Raw genomic sequence first — 19,296 nt, forward strand, 5'->3', positions numbered from 1 at the left:
TCGGGCTCCTAGAGGTGGTCGGGCGGCAGGAAGCCCGTGTGTTCGAGGGTCAGCGTCTCGATCGCGACCGCGTTCTGCCTGGCGTCCAGGTCGGGGCCGCTCCACGAGACCGGGTACGCGTCGCGCAGGCTCCAGGAGGCGACGACGCTCTGGTGCACGTCCTGGAGGGCGATGTCCACGGCCCCCGCCGGTGCCCTGGGGCTGTCCTGGTCGCAGTTCATCCAGGTCGTGACGAGCTTGCCGAGCCATACCTGCAACGCCCGGGACGGCTGTGTCTCCATCGCCCTTTTCAGGACCACCGGCGGGTAGGACACCTGGGCGGGCAGTTTCACCTCGCTGCTGTAGTCACCGCCGACCCTGACCGTCTCGGTCCTGAAATCGACCTTCAGCCCCGTGCACGAGGACCACGCGCCGAGTTCGGTGATGCCGTCGTCGTTGGAGAAGACGACGGTGAAGCGCATGGACAGGCCGAAGTGCCGGAACGCGCTGTCCGCGGTCGCGCGGCGCGCCGCCGAGGCCGCGGTGGACACGGCTGTGCCGCCGGCCTGCGCGAGGGGGAGGCCGAGCCGGCCGCCGCCCTGCCCGGCTGCCGAGGCGAAGGACGCGATGCTCACTGACGGATGCCTTTCGGGTGCGTTGGTCCTGGCGGTCAGAACGGGCTGATCATCGGCGAGGCCGGGGACAGGGCCGAGGAGTTCAGGTCGTCCTCCAGGAAGCCGGTGTGGGCGAGTTTGAGCGTCTCGACGGCGGGCTTGGCACCGGCCGCGTCGAAGGAGTCGACGGACCAGGCGATCGGGAAGAACTCGCTCAGCCGCCACTGGACCATCGGGATCCCGGCGAAGTCGACGAGCTGGATCGTGCCGCTCTGCGGCTGCGGGTTCTTCGACGTCTGCGTCAGCCAGTGCTGCACGACCCGCGAGTAGGGCCCGGCCGCCCGGCTGAGCGTGATCGGCTCGTACCTGGTGGCGCCGGGGAAGAGCCAGACCTGGTTGCCGTTGTCCCCGACCCGGTGCTCGATCTGCTGCCAGGACACCGACAGGCCCGTCACCCTGGACCAGTCGCCGAAGTGGTAGGCGATGTTGTCGATCAGCACCGAGTACCGGTGGCTCATGCCGACCGTCAGCGGCCCCGCGATGTCCTGGGCCTGCTCGGCCGCACCGCGCAGCGATCCCATCATGCTCATGGGTTCCCTCGACTCCCGTCCGTCTCGCGCGTTCGATCTCGTCTGTCTCGTGCGTCTGGTCCGACTCGGCTATCTCGCCCAGCCGAACGGCCCGGTCTCACCGAGCCGGCCCGCGCGTTCGCGGTCGACCAGGAGCTCCCGCCGGAGCCGTCTGTGGATCTTTTCGTAGACCTGGACGGCCACTTCCTCGATGTCACCGGGGTCGTCCAGGTCGAGCGGGCGCCGGCCGCTGAGCTCGATGAGCCGGTCCCTGACCGAGAGCAGCTCCGCGTCGAGGGGCGCCGGTGCCGGGGACGCCCGGGACTCGGACGGCGTCCCGTCCGCGACCGGGGCGATCGCCGTCGGCGGGTGCACGGGTTCGGTCTCCATGGGCTCGGCCATGGTCGTCACGTCGCCGGGCTGCCGCTGCACCCCGCTCGCGGGCGCCGCGCTCCTCGGGGCGGTCCAGGACGCCGGAGGTGCCACGGTCCCCGGCCCGGTCCCCGCCTCGGTCCCCGCTCCGACCCCCGCTCCGGCCCCCGTCGCGATCCATGGCGCGGTCCAGGACGCCGCGGGAGCCACGTCGGCCGCCGCCGGGTCCGCACCCGAGCCGCGTGCCCACCGCTCGGCGGCCACGGCCGCGGCCTCCAGCGCGGTGCCGGCGTCGGAGTCCTCGGGCGGCAGGGCGGGGCCGAGGACACGCTGCTGGGCGGCGTGGGTGAGTTCGTGCGCGAGCAGGCCGCGCGCGACCGGCTGGTCGAACGGCCCCTCGTGCGCGGGCAGGAACACCTCGCCGTTCCGGGTGAAGGCGCGGGCACCGAGTGACCGTGCCTCGGCGGCCGCCTCGGGACCGCGGTGGATCGGCACGTCGGAGACGTCCACGCCGTGCACCCGCCGTACCGCGTCGGCGAGTTCGCTCGGGGCCGTCCGGACGGGCGGCGCAACGGGGGCGGGCGGTCGCGGTTCGGGCTCGGGGCGGGCGCCGTCCGGCCGCCGCCGCGCACGAGGCCGTACCGGAGGCCTGCCCGTGGAAGGGGCCGGGGCCGCGGTCGGCGTGGGTACGGCGCCGGTCGGACGGGACGCCCCGGCAGCGGGCGGGGCCGGCCGCTCGCCGGGAACGAAACGGTAGACGGGAGTGGCCGCAGGCGGCGCCGCGGGGCGTACGTCCGGCTCGCCGCCGGCCCTGCCCGGAACGTCCACCGCCTCGCCGTCGGCAGGGGTCTGCGTGGGCGGTGCCGGTTCGGTCGGTACCGGCGGCGTGTGTCGGCGCGGCGGCCTGGCGCCGGACGACGTGCCGTGCGGAAGCCGCGCCGGCCTGTCGACCGGGGCCCCGAGGCCGGGCAACGGCGCCTCCGGACCGGCGGTGCTCCGCCACGTATGCGTGGCGACGTCCGGCGCGGGGCGCGGCGACGGAGCCGCATCCGCCGCCGGGCGCGGCGACCGGCCGGTGTCCGCGTCCGCGAGGCGCGGCGACCGGTCCGCTTCGGCACCGGCACCGTTGTCGACACCGGTGTCCGGCTCGGGCGGCGAGGGGGCCTCGGCGGCAGGGGTCTGCTCGGGCTGCCGGTCCTGGACCTCGGGGGCGTCGGGTGCGTCGAGGGCGTCGAGGGCGTCGGCGGGCGGATCCACCGGCATCCGTACGTCCGAACCGGGCGGCCGGCGAAGCGGGTTGCCGAGGCCGAGCCGTCGGCTCTCGGCGAGGGAGGCGCGGCGCGCGGGCGTCTTCGGCAGGCCCGTGCCCGGCTCGCGCGCCGGGCGGGGCGGTGGGACCGGCGCCTCGCTCGACCAGGAGGCGCCGCCCTCGGGTGTCGGCGGCACGGCCCCCGGCTGCCGCGACGAGGCGGCTCCGTCCTCGGTCGCCCACGGCGGACGGTAGGACTCAAGCATGCGCACCCAGTCCGAGGAGGCCTTGAGCGCGTCGTCGGGCGCAGGAGCCCGGGAGGCGTGGGGCGCCTCCTCGTACGGCTCCTCGGGTGTCCCGTCGGGCAGCGGATCGCCCACGTACTCGTCCGCGGCCTCGACCAGGCTCGGCCGGGGCCCGGCGGACGCCAGCACGCGTGGGGTGCGCCGCACCGCGGCGGGCGGCGTGCGCGGGACCGGGGCGCGGTCCGGTACGGGCGCCCGCCGGCCACGTGTCGAGGGCGGCGCGACCGGCGCCTGACCGGGCGGTCCTTCGGCGCGGACGGCGACCAGTCCCGTCACACGTCCGGCGACCGGCTCCACGGCGAACGCCGCGCCCGGGTGCGAGGAGGCCGGATGCCCCGGGGTCTCCGGGGCCCGACGGGCTGCCGGGCGGGTCCGGTCCGGGGCGTGGACCAGCGGCCGGGTCCGGTCGGCCGCGACCACGCCCATCGAGGCGGCCGCGGTCAGCGGCGGCCTCAGGACGGTCGGTACGAGGGGCGGCAGCCGCCGCCAGTTCCCGTCACCGGGCGGCAGGCCTTGGTCGGCGGGCGGCAGGCCTTGGTCGGCGGGCGCGTCGCGGGTCTCGCGGCGCCGCCGTCGGGGCAGCCAACGCATCTCGTCTCCTCTCCTCTCCGTGCACCGGGGCTGGGACCGTGGCTAGAAAATCTGGGCGGGTCCCGCCGCGCCGCTGTCGAGACGGCCGTGGATCCGGCCGATCTCCTCGATCACCCGGGCCCGCACCGGGTGTTCGAGGTCGAGAATCTCCCGCAGCGGCCAGTGCAGGTGGTACGCGAGGTACACGGCCTCCTCCCAGAGCCGGTCGGCCGTGTACATCAGGATTCCCCCGGGACATCACCGGCGATGTCCACCGCGAATCCGTGCCCGCAGGCGGGGCAGTCGACGTCGGCCTCGGTGTGCCCCTCCTGGTTGATCCGCCGGTAGAGGTCCTGGAGGAAGGCGAGATCGGAGGCGAACAGGTTCTCGATCACCAGGTTGTCCACCACGGGGGCCGAGCCGAGCCTGGTCACCGTACGGGCGAGCAGCAGCACGCTGAGATAGACGGGGTTCTGCCTGACCCGAGGATCGCTCTGGCTCGCTATCTCGTCGCGTGCCGTGGCCAGGCGCATCACGCCCTCCCGGTGCAGTCTGCCCTGCTCGTCCACATAGCCACGGGGCAGGACGAACGGATAACGGGTCGTCAGCCCGGCCGCCGAGCCGGGCGGCGCGCCCTCGGCTCCGGCGGCGGACGGTTGCGTCAGCATGACCTCTCCTCGGTCATCCGGCCGGCTGCATCAGGATCTGGTCGCAGTGCAGCACCACGGTCTCGGTCACGATCTCGGTGGCGCCGGCCTTCATCCCGCCGATCTCCAGCTTCGACGGCCAGGCGTTCTCCAGGAGGTAGGTGATGATCGGCTGACCCGACTTGGGGGACGAGGACGCCGCGAACAACTGCAGCGAACAGGTCTTGCGGGCCAGCGGGTCGCCCTGCAGCACCGCCTGGTGCCAGAGCCACATGTAGGTCTCCGGATCGAGGCCGCGCTTGAGCGTGACCGTCGGCGGCTTGGTCTTGCCGTACTGCTTCGTGTGCAGGATTCCCTCGGGGCCGCTGGAGATGTACTCGACCGATTCGACCTCGGTGTTGATTCCGGACAGCTCACTGAACGTGGCGACCTTGATCCCGTCCACCTGGATCACGAAGGTCGACGCGCTCATCACCGTCGGGTTGCCGCTGGCGATCGCCATGTGACCGTCGCCCCTTCCACTCGGAATTCACTGTCGTGCCGGCGCGCGCCGTGTCGGCCGGCTCATCCGCCGTCGCCCTGTGTGATCACGTCGCAGGCGATGGTGACGTCCTCGGTCATGACCCCTTCCCCGGCCCTGGCCGAGGAGATGTTGATCTTCGCGCACCAGGCGTTGATGAGCGTGTAGCTCATCAACGGCTCCTGGTCCTTCATCCCGGCGAGCCCGCCGCCGAAGATGTCCAGACTCAGATACTGGGCGCGGGCCGCGGGATTGCCGCTGAGTGCCATCTGGTGCCACGCCCAGAGCGCCAGGCTGTTGTCCAGGCCGCGCTTGAGCGTGACCGTCGGCGGTCTGGTCTGGCCGAACTGCTTCGTGTGGTTGATGAACCCGGCCGTGTCCACCGAGACGTACTGCTCGATGCTGATCTCGCTGCTGATGCCGGCGAGTTCCTGGAACGCCAGGTTCTGCAACTGGAACCCACCGGTGATCTGGATGTTCGAGGAGACCACGAAGATCGGCGCGGACGCGACGGTGGAAAACGGTCGCGAGGTGGGTGCGGACGGGCGGGTCGGACTTGCCACGGTGTTCGTTCTCCTCTCGGCGCGGACGGGCTCCGGATCACTCCTCCAGCGCCGCGCCCTCCGAGTACTGCGAGACCCGGAAGACGATGAACTCCGCCGGCTTGACCGGGGCGATCCCGATGTCGACGGTGAGGATCCCGGCGTCCCGGTTCTCCGGGGGGTTGTTCTCCTCGTCGCACTTGACGAAGAACGCCTCGTCCGGGGTACGGCCGAACAGCGCCCCGCTGCGCCAGACCCGGCGCAGGAACATCGTGATGGTGCGGCGTACGGAGCCCCACAGGAACCGGTCGTTGGGCTCGAACACGACCCAGTTGGTGCCGTCGAGGATCGACTTCTCCACGAAGTTGAACAGCCTGCGCACGTTCAGGTAGCGCCACTCGGGGTCGCTGGAGAGCGTCCGCGCACCCCACACCCGGATCCCCTGACCGGGGAAGGACCGGATGCAGTTGACGGCCACCGGGTTGAGCTGGTCGTGCTCGCCCCGGGTGATGTTGGTCTCCAGGTCGACCACGCCGCGGATCACCTCGTTCGCCGGGGCCTTGTGCACGCCCCGGGTCTCGTCGCTGCGCGCCCACACACCGGCGATGTGGCCGCTGGGCGGGATGAGCGCGGGGCTGCCCTTGACCGGGTCCATGACCTTGATCCAGGGCCAGTACAGCGCCGCGTACTTGGAGTCGTAGCCGGCGACGTCCATCCGCCAGTCCCGGACCTGCTGGGCGCCGAGCCCCGGCGGCGGGTCGAGGATCGCCACCCGGTCCGCCATCAGCTCGCAGTGCGCGATCATGGCGAGCTGCACGGCCTTGACCCCTTCGAGGTCCACGGACCCGTGCTGGTAGGCGGCCATCAGGTCGGGGACGCAGAGCATGGTGACGTCCTCGATCGCCTCGAGCCCGGCGAATCCGGTGCGGTCGGCGGTGTCCCCGACGTAGTCGGCCGGGCTGATCCGGACCGGGGCCGGCCCCGTCGGTACGACGGCCGCCGCCGAGGACGTTCCGCCGCTCAACGCGACCCGCGCGCCCTTCGCCGGGACCAGGGCCGACGCGCCCTTGACCTCGTCCAGGACGATCAGTCGGGAGGACGCCTTGACAAGCGTGGCCGCGTTCCGGGGCCCGCGCCGCAGGGAGAGGTTGTCGAAGACCTCCGTCTCCCGGCCTTCCTGACGGACCACCAGTTTGAAGAGTTCCTCGCCGGGTTCGCTCGCGTCGGCGATCTCGACGCTCAACTCGTTGCCCGCTTCCCCGGGGGCCAGCGCCCTGGCCTGGAGGGCCGGACGCCCGCCGTCCCCGTCCGCGGGCACCTCGCCCCGGGCCGCGGAGCCGGGAGCCGCCGGGCTCCCGTCGTCCCGGCCGTCCGCGGAACCCCGCTCACCGTCTTCCGCGTCGGGGGCGCCGACGCGCACGACGTACGCCGCCCCGCCGCCGTTGAGGAAGTACCCGTAGACCGACTGTGGAAGGTGCGCGCCCTCGACGAAGCCGCCGAAGGCCTTGGTGTACTGCGTCCAGTTGGTCACGAGCGTCGGCTGGTCGGGGATCCCGCGTTCGGTGAACCCCACGAAGGCGCACAACGCGGAGCCCACGCCCTCGATGGGCCGGGACCCCGAGGAGACCTCCTCCACGTAGACGCCAGGGGAATGGTAGGTAGGCACTGCCCCTCTGCCCCTCTTTCAGAACCGCCGGGAACGAACTCTGGATTGCCGGATGCCGGACGCCGGATGCCGGATGCCAGGCGTCGGCCGAGGACACCGCGCATGGTCCGCAAGGTGATCACTGGGCCGACGACGATCAGTATTCGGTGCGCCGGTTCCGGTCGACGTGCGCGCGAGAGCGCGCAACGGAGCAGGTTCCGGTGCGCGATGATGCAACACGACGAGCGCGGTCCGGAGCGCCGACGGGCGAGCCGGTGGGCGTCGGGTGTGCGGGCTCTGCCACCATGAAATCCGTGTACTTCCCGTTCCCCACCGGGTTGGAGAGGCAGGTTCGCACCTGACATGGACCGCGAACCTGATGCGTACCGGGAACCGGGCGAGCAGGCCGCGTCCGACGCCGACGCCGAACGACGCCTGCTGGCCGCGGACCGCCTCTGCCCGGACAGCGGCGCGTTCCTGGCGGCGCTGTACGTGCTGGCCGGCGAGCATCCGCCGGCCACGGTGGCCCGCGTCGCCTCGGTTCCGGCGGCCGCCCGGATCGTCGACCTGCTGCTCGGCCTCGGTCTCGTCGTGCGGGTCGACGGACCGCGGGGCTCCGGCCGTGTCGCGTTCGCACGGGAGAGCGACCAGCGCCTCGTGCGGGCACGGCTGAGCCCGACGAGATGGCGGGCCCTGCACCGCGCCGCCGCCGAGGTGCTCGATCCGGGACCGGCGCTGGCGCACCGTGCACGGGCGGCCGACCGCCCCGACCCGGTGCTGGCCGCCGCCCTGGAGGAGGCCGCCTTCGACGCGGGCGCGCCGGAGGACGGGACCGGCGTCGGGGTCGGGGTCGGCGTGCCGAGTCGGCAACTGCTGCTCTGGGCGGCGGACCTGACCGCGGACCGTGACGAGCGGGAGCGCCGAGTGCTGCTGGCCGCGATGCACGACGTGTACGGCGAGGAGTTCCGGGACGACGACCTGTGGACCCGGGTCGAGGCCTTGCCCCCTTCGCCGCTGCGGTACTGCGCGCTGGCGGGCCGGGCCTTGCTCGAACACCGTCTCGGTCTCGCCGTCGACCACCTGCGAGCGGCGTCCCGCGCCCTGGCCACCGGGGACGCGGACGCGGCTGCGGGCCGTGCGCCTTCCGGGCGGTCGCACGGGGACCGGGCCCTGTCGGCGGCCGCGGCGGTCGAGACCGTGCGGGCCGCCGTGGCGTGCCGCACGGCACGGGGCAGCACCGCGGTCGAGGCGGCGACCAGGGCGCTGGACGCCGCGACCGGTGACCCGGTGCAGATCCGCACGGCCCGGCGCCTGCTCCTGGTGGGCCGGTCCTACACGGAAGGCCCGCACGGGGTACTGCGCTCCCTCGACGAGGGCCCGCCGGCCGCCGTGGCGAGTGCGACGGTGCCGGAGCACCGCACCCGCGCACCGGAACTCCGGGACTCCGCACTGCTGTTGTTACGTGGCGAGTGCCGAGTGCTGGCGGGCGATCTGGAGGCGGCCGCCCGTGACCTGGACAGCCTGGTCCGGCGGCTCGACGCGCGTCCCGGGCACCCGGACCGGCTGCGTGCGCTGGAGCGGCTGGCGATCGCGCACTTCCTGCTCGGAAGCTGGCGGGAGGCCGATTCCGCGGTGGACGGCATCGGCGAGGGCGTCGACGACACGGCGGGGCGAGCCCTGCGGGCCATGCTCTCGGCCGCGCGCGGAGCGGGCCCGGCACCGCGACGCGGAGTGCCGACGCCGACGGGCGGGTCGGCACCGGCGCCCGGATCGCCGCCGGTGGGCCGGTCGGTGTCGTGGGCGGTGCCGGCGGGTCGGTCGGCGGGTGCGGCGGCGCCCGCGGGTGGGGCGGTGCCGATGGGGCGGTCGGCGCCCGGGGGTGGAGCGGCGCCGGTGCCCGGGTCGGAGTCGGCGGGTGGGGCGGCGCCCGCGCCCAGGACAGCGCCGGCGCCCGGGGCGGTGACCGCGTCGGTGGAACCCGACCGCCTCGCCGTCGCCGCGTGTGCGGACGCCGTCGCCCTGCTGGCGCACGGGCGTCACGCGGACATCCTGACCGCGCTCACCTGGCTGACCTCCGACTCCGCCGGTCTGGGGGACGCACCGGCCAAGTTCGCCCCGCTGTGGCTGCCGGTGTATGCGGAAGCGGCGGTCGAGACCGCGGCGAGCGCCGCGGCCGAGGCGGGCCTGGCGCAGCTGCGCGAACACGCGGAACGCAGCCCGTACCTGATGGTCACCTTCCATCGGCTCGCGGGCCGGGCCGCCGAGCTCCGGCGCGACCCGACCACGGCCGCGGCCGCGTACGAGGCGGGCTTGCTGGCCACGGAGGGCCGCGCACAGGTACCGCCCCTGCACCGCGCACAACTGGACCATGCGTACGGCCGGTTCCTCTGCGCCCTCGGGCGGACGACGACGGGCCTCGGCTGGCTCCAGCGGGCGCAGGACGACTTCGCCTCGCTCGGCGCCGACGCGTTCGCGCGGAACTGCGCCCGGGACCGGGCGGCCGTCACCCGGGGAGCCGCGCCGAGCCCCGACGTCGCCCTGACCGAACGTGAGGAGACGGTGGCCGGCCTGGTCGCGTCCGGGCTGACCAACCGCCAGGTCGCGGAGCGGCTGCTGATCAGCGCGAAGGCGGTGGAGTACCACCTGGGAAAGATCTACCGGAAACTCGGGGTGCGCACCCGCAGCGAACTCACCACCAGCCGGCCGAGTTCTCCCGAACGTGGCCGGTGGAGCGGATGAGCCCGCACCGGGCCCCCGGCCGGTGCCAGAGCCCCGGGTCAGCGACCTGGGAGTGGTGGTAACCCCCGCAGAGCCGGGAGGCGGTCCCCCTGCGGATCCGGTGGCTGGCCCGCTGTCGGCGCGGTGCCGCCCTGCCCAGACTCGGCAGCATGACGTTCTCCATCGACGCTCCGGCCGCGGCCGCGACGCCCGGCGCCCCTGCGCGGCCCTCCGGTCCCGGCAGCGACTTCGCCAGACTCTCCCGACGCATCGACGACGCAGGCCTGCTGGACCGGCGACCGGGGTACTACACCGTGCGGCTCGGCCTGGTGATCGCGGCTCTGCTGGGCGGCGGCGCGGCCTTCCTCGCGCTCGGCGACACCTGGTGGCAGCTGGCCGTCGCCGCCGCCATGGCCCTCGTCTTCGGCCAGGTGGCGCTCGTGGCGCACGACCTGGCGCACCGGCAGGTCTTCCGCCGGCGCCGTCCCAGCGAGGCCTGGGGCCGCCTCTTCGGCAACCTCGCCATCGGCATGAGCTACGGGTGGTGGACGAACAAGCACACCCGTCACCACGCCAACCCCAACCACGAGGAACTCGACCCCGACGTCGCTCCGGAGATCGTGGTGTGGTCCACCGGCCAGGCCCGCGACAGCAGCGGCCTGGCCCGGATCATCGGCGGTCACCAGGCGTTCCTGTTCTTCCCGTTGCTGACGCTGGAGGGTTTCAACCTGCATGTGTCGAGCATCCGGGCGCTGCGCTCGCCGGCCATGAAGCACCGGGTGCTGGAGGGCACGCTGCTCCTCCTGCACCTGGCGGCCTACCTGTCCGCCCTGTTCCTGGTGCTCTCTCCCGGCAGGGCCGTGGCGTTCCTCGCCGTGCACCAGGGTCTCTTCGGTGTCTATCTCGGCAGCACGTTCGCCCCGAACCACAAGGGCATGCCCACCCTCACCGGCGACGAGCGGCCCGACTTCCTGCGCCGCCAGGTGCTCACCTCCCGTGATGTGCGGGGCGGCCGGTTCACCGACCTGATGCTGGGCGGGCTCAACTACCAGATCGAGCACCACCTGTTCCCGAGCATGCCCACACCGCATCTGCGACACGCCCAGGTGATCGTGCGGGAGTACTGCGCGGAGATCGGTGTGCCCTACCACGAGACCGGCCTGCTGCGGTCCTACCGCGAGGCCCTCACGCACCTGCACCGGGTGGGGGAACCCATCCGGCGGCAGCGCCGGGCGTCCTGACGGCGCGCCGGATGCGTGCGGCGCCCTCCCGCGCAGAACCCATTGGACAAAAGTTGCGTTGTTGCATGGGGCGATATCCAGCGGAGCATGTCCCGAACCCTGGATGATGGGTAACTAGCCAGTGACAGAACGTGAAGAGGGGCGATGCCGTGGGGGCCACGATGACCACACAGGAAACCGATCACACGGAGGGGTTCCCTCCGCGCTGTTCCTCGGCGCACCACCTGAGCGGAGCGCACCGGCGTCCACGGTCCGAGGGCGCCCGGACCGTGTCGTCCGCCGTGTTCATCGCCGCGTGTACGGTCATAGGGCTCGCCGTGGCCACCGGGGCGGCCCTCGCGGTGCCCCGTTCCGGCCGTACGGCGGTGTTCCTGGCCGTGCAGACGGGTGCGACCCTCCTGGCCCTGGTCCTGGGGCTGCTGCGCCGGACACGGCGTGCGCCGACCGCCCCGCCAGGCGTCGCCTGGTGCAGCACGGGCGAACACCCTCGCGCGGCCGTCAACGGCGGCGGTGCGATCCCTGACGCCGGTTAGAACGGCGACCGCCTCCGCGCCGTCCCGGCCCCTGGCTCGTCCCGCGGCCGGTGTTGCGGCGTCGGCTCGCGGTCGCCACACCCAGTCCGCCGACCGATGTCGCCGTCCCCGAGGCGATCGCCCAGCCGGGAACGCCTGCGGCGTGGGCCGCCATCACGGTTCCGATCAGTGACACGGGCAGCAAAAGCACGAGCAGTGCGAGCTGGAAGACAGCGGGCCACGCCCTGTCGTTCTTCGTGAAGACCCGCTCCGAAAGACGGTCCAGAAAATCCAGAAAGCTTTCAGGCGGAGTCTCCGAACGGTCATGCGATGTCCCCACCCTCCGGTTATGGATATATGCGCCGTCCATGGAAGAGTCACGTCTCACGTCCTCCCGCCCCGAACCGCGACGTCCATTCGGACGGGACCCGTTCTGCTGCGGGATATCCGGCGTTCCGGAACCGGACTCAGGCATCCCTGATGCCGTGGGAACAGGATCGGGCACCGGGAACTCCTGACTGATACACACCAACATGAAACAGCGCGCGCCGCCCCCGTCACACCGAGCGGCTCCTCGACCGCCGGCCACAGGCACAACGCAGACGCATCTGGCACAACCTGCGACGATCCTCTGATCGCCGTCGCCGATCCGCACGTCGTCCCGTCATCGACCCCGTCGGACAGTCACGCACGGACGGAAACACAATCTATAGCCCCAGGACTCCCGGCACGCGTGCGCTCAAGAATGCGGCACCGGTAATCGGGAACCTCTCGTACCTTCGGCGACCAACAACAGGACCCATTACATGCCTGTTCGGACTCCGCACACCGCCATCAGGTTCCTGAATGGCACCCCTTTCACTCCCGGGAGTGACACCGCACGCCCCTGGAAATCCGCGACGGCCGCCGGAACGACGAAACACCCACGCCCGGCGAGTTGCCGCGAGGGCACCGTCTTCCCGGGCCGGCCCCCTGCGGATCGCGGGCCCACATCGGCGGAACACGACGGCGGGACACGGCGGCGGAACACGGCGGCGGGACACGGCGGCGGGACACGGCGGCGGTGCCAGGACTGCACGAAGTGCTGCGCTTTCCTGCGGGCGCGGCTCGACCGTGGCTCCCTACCGTGACGTCGACAGCGTCGCCTGGCAGGGAGCCTGAATGGCTGTGGAGAGCGAGAACGTCGAGCAACTGCGGGAGTGGCTGGCGCAGGGCGGTCCGGTGCGCTCGGCCTGCACGGCGGCCGACGTCCTGGCGGACAAACTGGCCGTGGTCGTCTTCGAGAGCGACGCCCAGTGGCCCGAACGCGCCGACCAGGTCGACGACTACCGCGACCGCCTGCGCGACCGGTTCGCCGACGACACCACCCGCGCGTACCACTTCGTCGAACTCACCGCCCCTGGCGCCGACCCGGACGTCTTCGTCGACTGGTTCCTCCGGGTCGTCACCGAATGGGAGCAGACCGCCCCCGACGGCGCCGGCCTCGGCCTGCCCAACCCCCACACCGACGGCACCCCCGGAACCGAGTACTACCGCCTGGACCCCGTCACCCAGGAGTATCTCTACGCCCCCACCGCCGACAGCCACGACTGGGCGACCTACGACCGACGCCGCTACGCCGAACCCACGCACCACCACGCCTACGGCCTCGACTACCGCTACGACCGCCTCGACTCCGTCCACCAGTGGTACGACGAGACCACGGCCACCTGGCAGGACCAGGCCTGGGCCGACGAGCACGCGGCCCGCGAGGACGCCGGACCCGTACCCCGCTGGGACCACGACTGGCAGATGTTCCACCGCGTCGGGCGGGACGGCACGCACGAGTTCGCCGACGCCGTCACGCCGGGCGACCGCTTCAGCGGCTGCGGGGACACATGGCTGACGCACGCCGAGGTCCTCGAACGCGACGCGCCGGAGAAACCGGCCGCCCCGGCGGCGGAGACCGCCGCGCCGTCGGGCGAGGACAGCGTCCGCGCCACCGTCGCGTCCGTCCTCAGGGAGAACCGTGACCTGAGGGAGGGCCTGACCCCCGAGGAGGTCGACGCCGTCATCGCGGACCTGATCAGGACCACGTCCAGCAATTAGAGGAGACAGGCACGATGTCCGTTCCCGCCCAGCCGAGCGCGCCGTCCGACGAGCAGGTGGAGGAGGCGCTGCGGGCCAAGCTGGCCGTGAAGTCCCTGGACAAGTGGTTCAAAGCGCTGGAAGCCCTCACCGCGAAGGCCGCCGCCGAGATCAACCAGCGTCCGACGACCATCCAGGCTCCGGGAAAGCACATCGAGCGCTGGTACGGCACCTTCGCCCTCTACCTGGAGACGGGCCAGACGCCGCCGTTCTTCGCGGCCCGCTACGGCTATGCCGTCGAGACGCTGGTGACCGCGAAGATAAGGAACGACGAGGACGGCATACTGCACACGCTGCCGCCCGGCTGGAGCGTCCGCTTCCAGGTCAGCCACGGCACCACCCGGCCCGACATCGTGGTGGTCGACGAGAAGGGCAAGGAGTACGGCTGGTACGACATCACCTCGGAGGCCAGCCGGGGGCACATCGACAGCAAGATCGGCAGCGGCTGGCGGACGCGAGGCCACGTCGGCGAGGCGTGCTACCCCACTCTCGACCCCGACACGCTGGCCAAGAAGTCGGACGAGACCATGTACGACCGGCGTCGCGTCGCCTCCGCGCTCAAGAAGGAGCAGGAGCGGCTCGATGCGGCCACCGGCATCCTGCTCAAGCACGTGCGGGGCTGTTCCGACAACATGCCGGCCAGTATCCAGAACAACAAGGAGCACAAGCGGGCCTACGTCGAAAAGGCCCTCTACGTGTCGCTGTCCGGGGTGCTCTCCGCCATGGACTACCTCGTGACGGACGGGAAGCTGCGCCCCGTCGTGGCGAAGTCGCTCCTGGGGTACCTCGACAAGAGCTGGCTCACGCACTTCGGATACACCGGCGAGCACGCCCAGGGCGGCAGCGTCCAGTACGCCGTCCCGCTCCTCGACGAACTCGCCTGACAGGCGCGCCGGGCGTCCCTGGCGGTGGTTCAGTCGGTGGCGGGTCCCGCGGGGATGGCCGCGACCGCCGCCGCGGTCATCTGCCGCGCGGTGGTCACGAGGCTGGCGATCGCGTCGTCGGGGCTCAGGCCGCAGAGGTCGGTCAGGGCGAACAGCGACTCGGCGCTGACCACGAGGACGAGACCGCGGACGAGTTGTTCCACATCCGCGCGGTGCGCGGAGCCACATCTGTCGGCCCACGGGGCGAGGGCGTGCTCGATGAGTCCGAAGCGGCGGGCGGGCCGGTCCTTGGCCGTCGAGGGCTTCGCGATGGTCGAGGCGACGACCACCCGGACGGCACCCTGTCTGCGCAGCACCGCCCGGCCGAGGATCTCCGCGGCCTGACCGATCCGTTCGACCGGGTCGTCGCCGCGCGTCGCCGATCGCAGGACGGCGACCAGATCCTCCGTCATCACCGCGGCGCGCAGGAGTGAGAAGAGGTCGGGGAAGTAGCGATAGGCGGTCGCCTCGGAGACCCGCGCCTCGGCCGCGACTGCCGGCATCGTGATCTCCGCCCCGGTGTCGGCGAGGTCGCGGGCGGCCGTGAGGATCGCCGACCTGGTGCGTTCCATCTGGCTGCTCAGCCCGCTCGGGCGACTCCGCTCGATCATGATCATCCTTCCGTGCCGACCGAAAGCATACCCGGCGGAGCCATTGAATGAGAGTCAACTATTTTTTTGAGAGTCGACTTGCATGCGGGTTCGGATCGACCCTATGGTCCTGGCGTTGGCAACCCCACCAGTCAGGGAGACTTCATGGCCAAGGTGTCGATCACCGGTCCCGGCGAGGGCGAACTCATCGTCAGCGGCCCGTCGACGATCCGGATCCTTGAGGACGGCAGCAACACCGACCACCGCCTGGGGATGGGCGAGATCACCATCCCCCCGCACACCGCCGGCCCTCCGCAGCACCGCCACGCACAGCACGACGAGGGCTTCTACATACTTTCGGGCAGCGTGCGGTTCACCGTCGGGCAGGACGACCACGACGCCGGAGCCGGTACGTGGGTCATGGTCCCGCCGGGCGCACCGCACACGTTCGCCAACGTGACCGACGAGACGGCGGTCATGCTCAACACCTTCACCCCGGACCAGTACGTGCAGTACTTCCGTGACCTCAAGGCCATGGTCGAGTCCGGGCAGCCGTTGTCACACGACGCCGTCGCGGAGGTCTGGACGAAGTACGGCACCGAACCGTCGACCGAGTACGCCTCGTGAACGTTCTCCTGGGGGCCAACACCGTCGGGGCGGTCACCGGCATCGCTTTCGCGCTGGTGGGGGGTGTACGCCCGGCGGCGCTGAGCGAGAGCGGTACACCGACCGCCGGCGAACGCTTCTACGGTTGGATGTACGCGACCAGGGGGGTGCCCCTGGGAGTGGCGGCCCTCGTCGCACCGCTCGCGTGGTCGGGCCCCGCCGGCGCGCTCACCCTGTGCGCGGCCGCCGCGGCCCAGGCGGGCGACGCCGTCATCGGAGTCGTCACCCGGAAATGGACGATGATCGCGGGCGCCTCGCTCCTGACCGCGATACACGTCAGCACGGCTGTCGCCACCGCCTGAGCCCGGCTCACCCTCCGGTCCGGAACGGCGTCGAATCCTCCCAGCGGCTGGGCCGCCGGTCAGAAGGACGCCGGCCAGGCCGCGGTGTCGTCGGGGTGGCCGAACCGGAGGGTGGTGAGAGGGGCGAAGCGCGGATCGCGGACACGGCGCTCAGCCAGCCCGTCCAGGTCTCCCTGTTGCCGCCGAAGAGGACCTCGCGGGTGACGGTGCACCGGAAGGACCGACGCAGGACACGAGGCATGATGACGCGTTGGGGACAGTCCAGCCACATCACGGTGTCGGCCCGCTCCGGTGACACCCACCACCAAGATCCGTTCCACCGGCGCACCTCACCCCTGCGCCCTGACAGGACCTCAAGCAGCTGGGACCTCTGCCGGAAGACAGCCACCGCATGGCCCGGTCGGGGTCCGGCGAGCGGCAGTGGTCAGCGGCCGGGGTCGAAGCGGCCGTCCATGACGGTCCAGCCCGCGTCGACCACCAGGTTCTCACCGGTGACGTAGGACGCGGCGTCACTGGCCAGGAACGCCACCGCCGAGGCGACCTCGTCGGCGCTCCCCCACCGGCCGAAGGCCGTGTGCGCGCTGTACGCGTCCCGGGTCCTGACGTCGTCCCTCAGGGGGCGGGTCAGCGGCGTGTCGATGACGCCCGGCGCGATGGTGTTGACCCGTACGCCCCGCGGGCCCACCTCGGTGGCGAGTCCGCGCACCATCTGCAGGATCGCCGCCTTGGTGGACGCGTACACGCCGAGCCCCGGCTCGACCATCAGACCTCGCATCGACGAACAGGCGATGATGCTGCCGCCGCCCTGTTCCGCCATGACGGCGGCGGCGTCCTGGAGGAAGAAGAACGTGCCCTTGAGGTTGAGGCCGACGATCCGGTCGAACTCGTCCTCCGAATAGGCGGACAGCCTCTTGCGGATGTTGATGCCCGGGGTGGTGACCCCGATGTCGAGGCCGCCGTACGCCCGCACCGTGGTCTGTACGGCCTCGGTGACCTGTTCGTGGCTGCCGAGGTCCGCGGCGAGGCCCTGGGCCGTGCCGCCCTCGGCGACGATGCTCTCGGCCGTCGCCTTGGCACCCGCGCCGTCGAGGTCGGCGCAGACCACCTGGGCACCGAGGCCGGCCAGCATCCGGGCCGTCGCCTCACCGATGCCGGACGCGGCCCCCATGACCAGGGCCGATTTCCCGGTGAGGTCGAACAGGGCGCGGTAGCGGTTGGTCATCGTTCAGTCTCCGATGTCGTGGGATTCGTACGGGGGTTCGCACAGGAGCGGGGATGCGGGGTCTCGGTCCGGGCCGATGACGGTTCCCGCGGGGCTTGTGCTCAGGGGAGCATCCAGCTGAGGACCGGCGTGGACTGGAGGAAGACGATCAGCGCGATCAGCGCCAGCAGGGCCAGGCTGTAGCCGATGACCTTGCGGAAGATGTCGCCCTCCCGGCCCTGGACGCCCACCACCGCGGCGGCGATCGCCAGGCTCTGCGGAGAGATCATCTTGCCGACCACCCCGCCGGAGGAGTTGGCCGCCGCCATCAGGTCCAGGGGGAGACCCGTCTGCTGCGCGGCGGTGATCTGAACGGCTCCGAACAGGGCGTTGGAGGAGTTGTCGGAGCCCGTGATCGCGACCCCGAGCCAGCCGATGACGGGCGAGAAGACGGCGAACGCGGCCCCCATCGCGGCCAGCGCACGGCCCAGCGAGCCGGTCTGTCCCGACAGGTTCATCACGTAGGCGAGCGCGAGGACGGACAGCACACAGAGGATCGTCCAGGTGAGCTGTCTGAGGGTGGCGCCGTAGATGCGGGCGGACTCGCCCGGGGCGACCCGGAGCAGCACCGTGGTGATCACGCCCGAGACGAACAGCAGCGTGCCGGCCGCGGGCAGGTAGTCGAAGGTGAAGACGGTGCCGACCGGGACTCCCTTCGCGCCCGTGATGTGCAGCCCCGGCCACCCGAAGTGGACCGCGGCCGAGCTGAGGTGGGCCTTGACGGCATCGAACTGCGCGATGACGAAGACCGCGATCACGGTGAGGTACGGGAGGTAGGACAGGATCACGTTCCTGCGGCCGTCGCCGGGCACCGGCGCCGTCTCCCTGCCGTCTCCCTTCTTCGTGTCCTCGGCGCCGGAATCACCGGCGCCGCCCGCGCCCACCATGACGGGCGAGGGCGAAGCCGTGTGCACGGACGCGGCGGCGGGCACCGGGCCGGCGGCCGGCGCGGGCCGCGGATGCCAGACGCGCAGGAACCCGACGAGGGCTGTCGCACAGCACAGGGCCGCGCCGATGTCCGCGAGTTCGACCGAGATGAAGTTGGCGAAGACGAACTGCCCGGCGCCGAAGGCCGTTCCCGCCACCAGTGCGGCGGGCCAGACCTCCCGCAGTCCGCGTCGGCCGTCCACGAGGAAGACGAGCACCAGCGGAACGATCGTCGCCACGATGGAGGTCTGCCGTCCGATGACGGACCCCAGGGTGTCGAAGTCGCGACCGGTCACGGCGGCCAGTGTGGTGACCGGCGCGGACAGGGCCCCGAAGGCCACCGGTGCCGTGTTGGCCACCAGGGCGGCCACGGCGGCGCGCATGGGCTGCAGCCCCAGGCCGACGAGCATGACGGCGCTGATCGCGACGGGAGTTCCGGCACCGGCCAGCGCCTCCAGCAGTGCCCCGAAGGCGAAGGCGATGATGATGACCTGGATGCGCTGGTCGTCGCTGATGCCCTCGAAGGATCTGCGCAGGACCGCGAAGTACCCGGTGTGCTCCGTCAGCCTGAAGATCCACAACGCGTTCATCAGGATCCAGATGACAGGGAGGAAGCTGGACGCCGCGCCGTACCCCCCGGCACTGACGGTCTGGACGAGCGGCATGCCGTAGACGGCGACGGCGATGACGACCGCGCTGCCGAGCGCGGTCAGTCCGGCCCAGTGCGCCTTCCATCGGAGGGCACCGAGCAGGACGAAGAGAACGAGCAGCGGGACGGCGGCGACGGCGGCGGAGGGCCCGAGCTGCCCGAGGACGGGATCGAAGTCCTGCTGGTACGCGGACGCGGTCAGGGAGGCAGGCGAGGCGGTGGAGAGGGAAAGGGACACGGGCGAGGACAAGGACATCGACATTGACACCCCAGGGAAGAGTCGGCGGTCCCGCGCGGACGGACCTAGGGCGTGTTTTGAAAGGTCGGCAGCCTCAGCTCGTTGACCGTGGACGGCTTCGTCCCTTGAG

18 protein-coding genes are annotated in these 19,296 nt (G+C 72.0%); 7 read left to right on the forward strand and 11 right to left on the reverse strand.

From position 1 onward, the window contains the following. Positions 1-8: 8 nt before the first annotated feature. The 8 genes from IEZ11_RS31370 to IEZ11_RS31405 all read right to left on the reverse strand — a co-directional run bounded on the left by IEZ11_RS31370 (position 9) and on the right by IEZ11_RS31405 (position 7,033). On the reverse strand, positions 9-614 hold the full coding sequence (locus IEZ11_RS31370; protein WP_189266297.1) for a phage tail protein: 606 nt from the start codon (positions 612-614) through the stop codon (positions 9-11). Between the two features lie 35 nt (positions 615-649). Next, positions 650-1,183 carry a phage tail protein gene (locus IEZ11_RS31375; RefSeq protein ID WP_189266298.1) on the reverse strand — a complete coding sequence of 178 codons (534 nt, stop codon included), beginning with the start codon at positions 1,181-1,183 and terminating at the stop codon, positions 650-652. 69 nt (positions 1,184-1,252) lie between these two features. Continuing rightward, positions 1,253-3,679, reverse strand: a complete 2,427-nt coding sequence (locus IEZ11_RS31380) for an eCIS core domain-containing protein (protein WP_189266299.1) — start codon at positions 3,677-3,679, stop codon at positions 1,253-1,255. A gap of 42 nt (positions 3,680-3,721) precedes the next feature. Continuing rightward, positions 3,722-3,898, reverse strand: a complete 177-nt coding sequence (locus IEZ11_RS31385) for a DUF6760 family protein (protein WP_373294999.1) — start codon at positions 3,896-3,898, stop codon at positions 3,722-3,724. Then, complete coding sequence (locus IEZ11_RS31390; RefSeq protein WP_189266300.1) at positions 3,898-4,326, reverse strand: phage tail assembly protein; 429 nt, start codon at positions 4,324-4,326, stop codon at positions 3,898-3,900. The genes IEZ11_RS31385 and IEZ11_RS31390 overlap by 1 nt, the downstream gene beginning before the upstream one ends. Before the next feature lie 13 nt (positions 4,327-4,339). Continuing rightward, the gene (locus tag IEZ11_RS31395; RefSeq protein ID WP_189266301.1) at positions 4,340-4,807 is read right to left on the reverse strand and encodes a phage tail protein; all 468 of its coding nucleotides are present in this window, start codon (positions 4,805-4,807) and stop codon (positions 4,340-4,342) included. 62 nt (positions 4,808-4,869) lie between these two features. Continuing rightward, positions 4,870-5,388: a phage tail protein gene (locus tag IEZ11_RS31400; protein ID WP_189266302.1), complete on the reverse strand. Its 519-nt coding sequence runs from the start codon at positions 5,386-5,388 to the stop codon at positions 4,870-4,872. A 37-nt stretch (positions 5,389-5,425) separates the two neighbouring features. Beyond that, entirely contained in the window at positions 5,426-7,033 is a 1,608-nt protein-coding gene (locus IEZ11_RS31405; RefSeq protein WP_189266303.1) for a phage tail sheath subtilisin-like domain-containing protein, read from the reverse strand. A gap of 342 nt (positions 7,034-7,375) precedes the next feature. On the opposite strand from IEZ11_RS31405, the gene IEZ11_RS52040 reads away from it, so the two are divergent. From IEZ11_RS52040 to IEZ11_RS31430, 5 genes are all read left to right on the forward strand, one after another. Beyond that, entirely contained in the window at positions 7,376-9,751 is a 2,376-nt protein-coding gene (locus IEZ11_RS52040) for a helix-turn-helix transcriptional regulator (protein ID WP_189266304.1), read from the forward strand. A 149-nt stretch (positions 9,752-9,900) separates the two neighbouring features. Continuing rightward, positions 9,901-10,971, forward strand: coding sequence for a fatty acid desaturase family protein (locus tag IEZ11_RS31415; RefSeq protein WP_189266305.1), 1,071 nt, complete (start codon positions 9,901-9,903; stop codon positions 10,969-10,971). Between the two features lie 269 nt (positions 10,972-11,240). Then, a complete protein-coding gene (locus tag IEZ11_RS31420) occupies positions 11,241-11,504 on the forward strand; it encodes a hypothetical protein (RefSeq protein WP_189266306.1) in 264 nt (87 codons plus the stop codon). Between the two features lie 1,140 nt (positions 11,505-12,644). Continuing rightward, positions 12,645-13,571, forward strand: a complete 927-nt coding sequence (locus tag IEZ11_RS31425; protein ID WP_189266307.1) for a hypothetical protein — start codon at positions 12,645-12,647, stop codon at positions 13,569-13,571. 14 nt (positions 13,572-13,585) lie between these two features. Then, positions 13,586-14,494: a hypothetical protein gene (locus IEZ11_RS31430; RefSeq protein ID WP_189266308.1), complete on the forward strand. Its 909-nt coding sequence runs from the start codon at positions 13,586-13,588 to the stop codon at positions 14,492-14,494. A gap of 29 nt (positions 14,495-14,523) precedes the next feature. Here IEZ11_RS31430 and IEZ11_RS31435 read toward each other — a convergent pair whose 3' ends face one another. Then, complete coding sequence (locus tag IEZ11_RS31435; protein WP_189266309.1) at positions 14,524-15,144, reverse strand: TetR/AcrR family transcriptional regulator; 621 nt, start codon at positions 15,142-15,144, stop codon at positions 14,524-14,526. 144 nt (positions 15,145-15,288) lie between these two features. On the opposite strand from IEZ11_RS31435, the gene IEZ11_RS31440 reads away from it, so the two are divergent. Then, positions 15,289-15,750, forward strand: a complete 462-nt coding sequence (locus IEZ11_RS31440) for a cupin domain-containing protein (protein ID WP_189266310.1) — start codon at positions 15,289-15,291, stop codon at positions 15,748-15,750. Continuing rightward, the gene (locus IEZ11_RS31445) at positions 15,747-16,091 is read left to right on the forward strand and encodes a hypothetical protein (protein WP_189266311.1); all 345 of its coding nucleotides are present in this window, start codon (positions 15,747-15,749) and stop codon (positions 16,089-16,091) included. Before IEZ11_RS31440 ends, IEZ11_RS31445 begins: the two co-directional genes overlap by 4 nt. A gap of 424 nt (positions 16,092-16,515) precedes the next feature. Here IEZ11_RS31445 and IEZ11_RS31450 read toward each other — a convergent pair whose 3' ends face one another. Together IEZ11_RS31450 and IEZ11_RS31455 are read right to left on the reverse strand one after the other, a co-directional pair. Next, positions 16,516-17,313: an SDR family NAD(P)-dependent oxidoreductase gene (locus tag IEZ11_RS31450; protein ID WP_189266312.1), complete on the reverse strand. Its 798-nt coding sequence runs from the start codon at positions 17,311-17,313 to the stop codon at positions 16,516-16,518. Between the two features lie 101 nt (positions 17,314-17,414). Continuing rightward, on the reverse strand, positions 17,415-19,166 hold the full coding sequence (locus IEZ11_RS31455; protein ID WP_373295000.1) for an L-lactate permease: 1,752 nt from the start codon (positions 19,164-19,166) through the stop codon (positions 17,415-17,417). Positions 19,167-19,296: the final 130 nt, after the last annotated feature.

Origin of the sequence: Streptomyces fuscichromogenes (assembly GCF_014645815.1) — a bacterium.
GTDB lineage: Bacteria > Actinomycetota > Actinomycetes > Streptomycetales > Streptomycetaceae > Streptomyces > Streptomyces fuscichromogenes.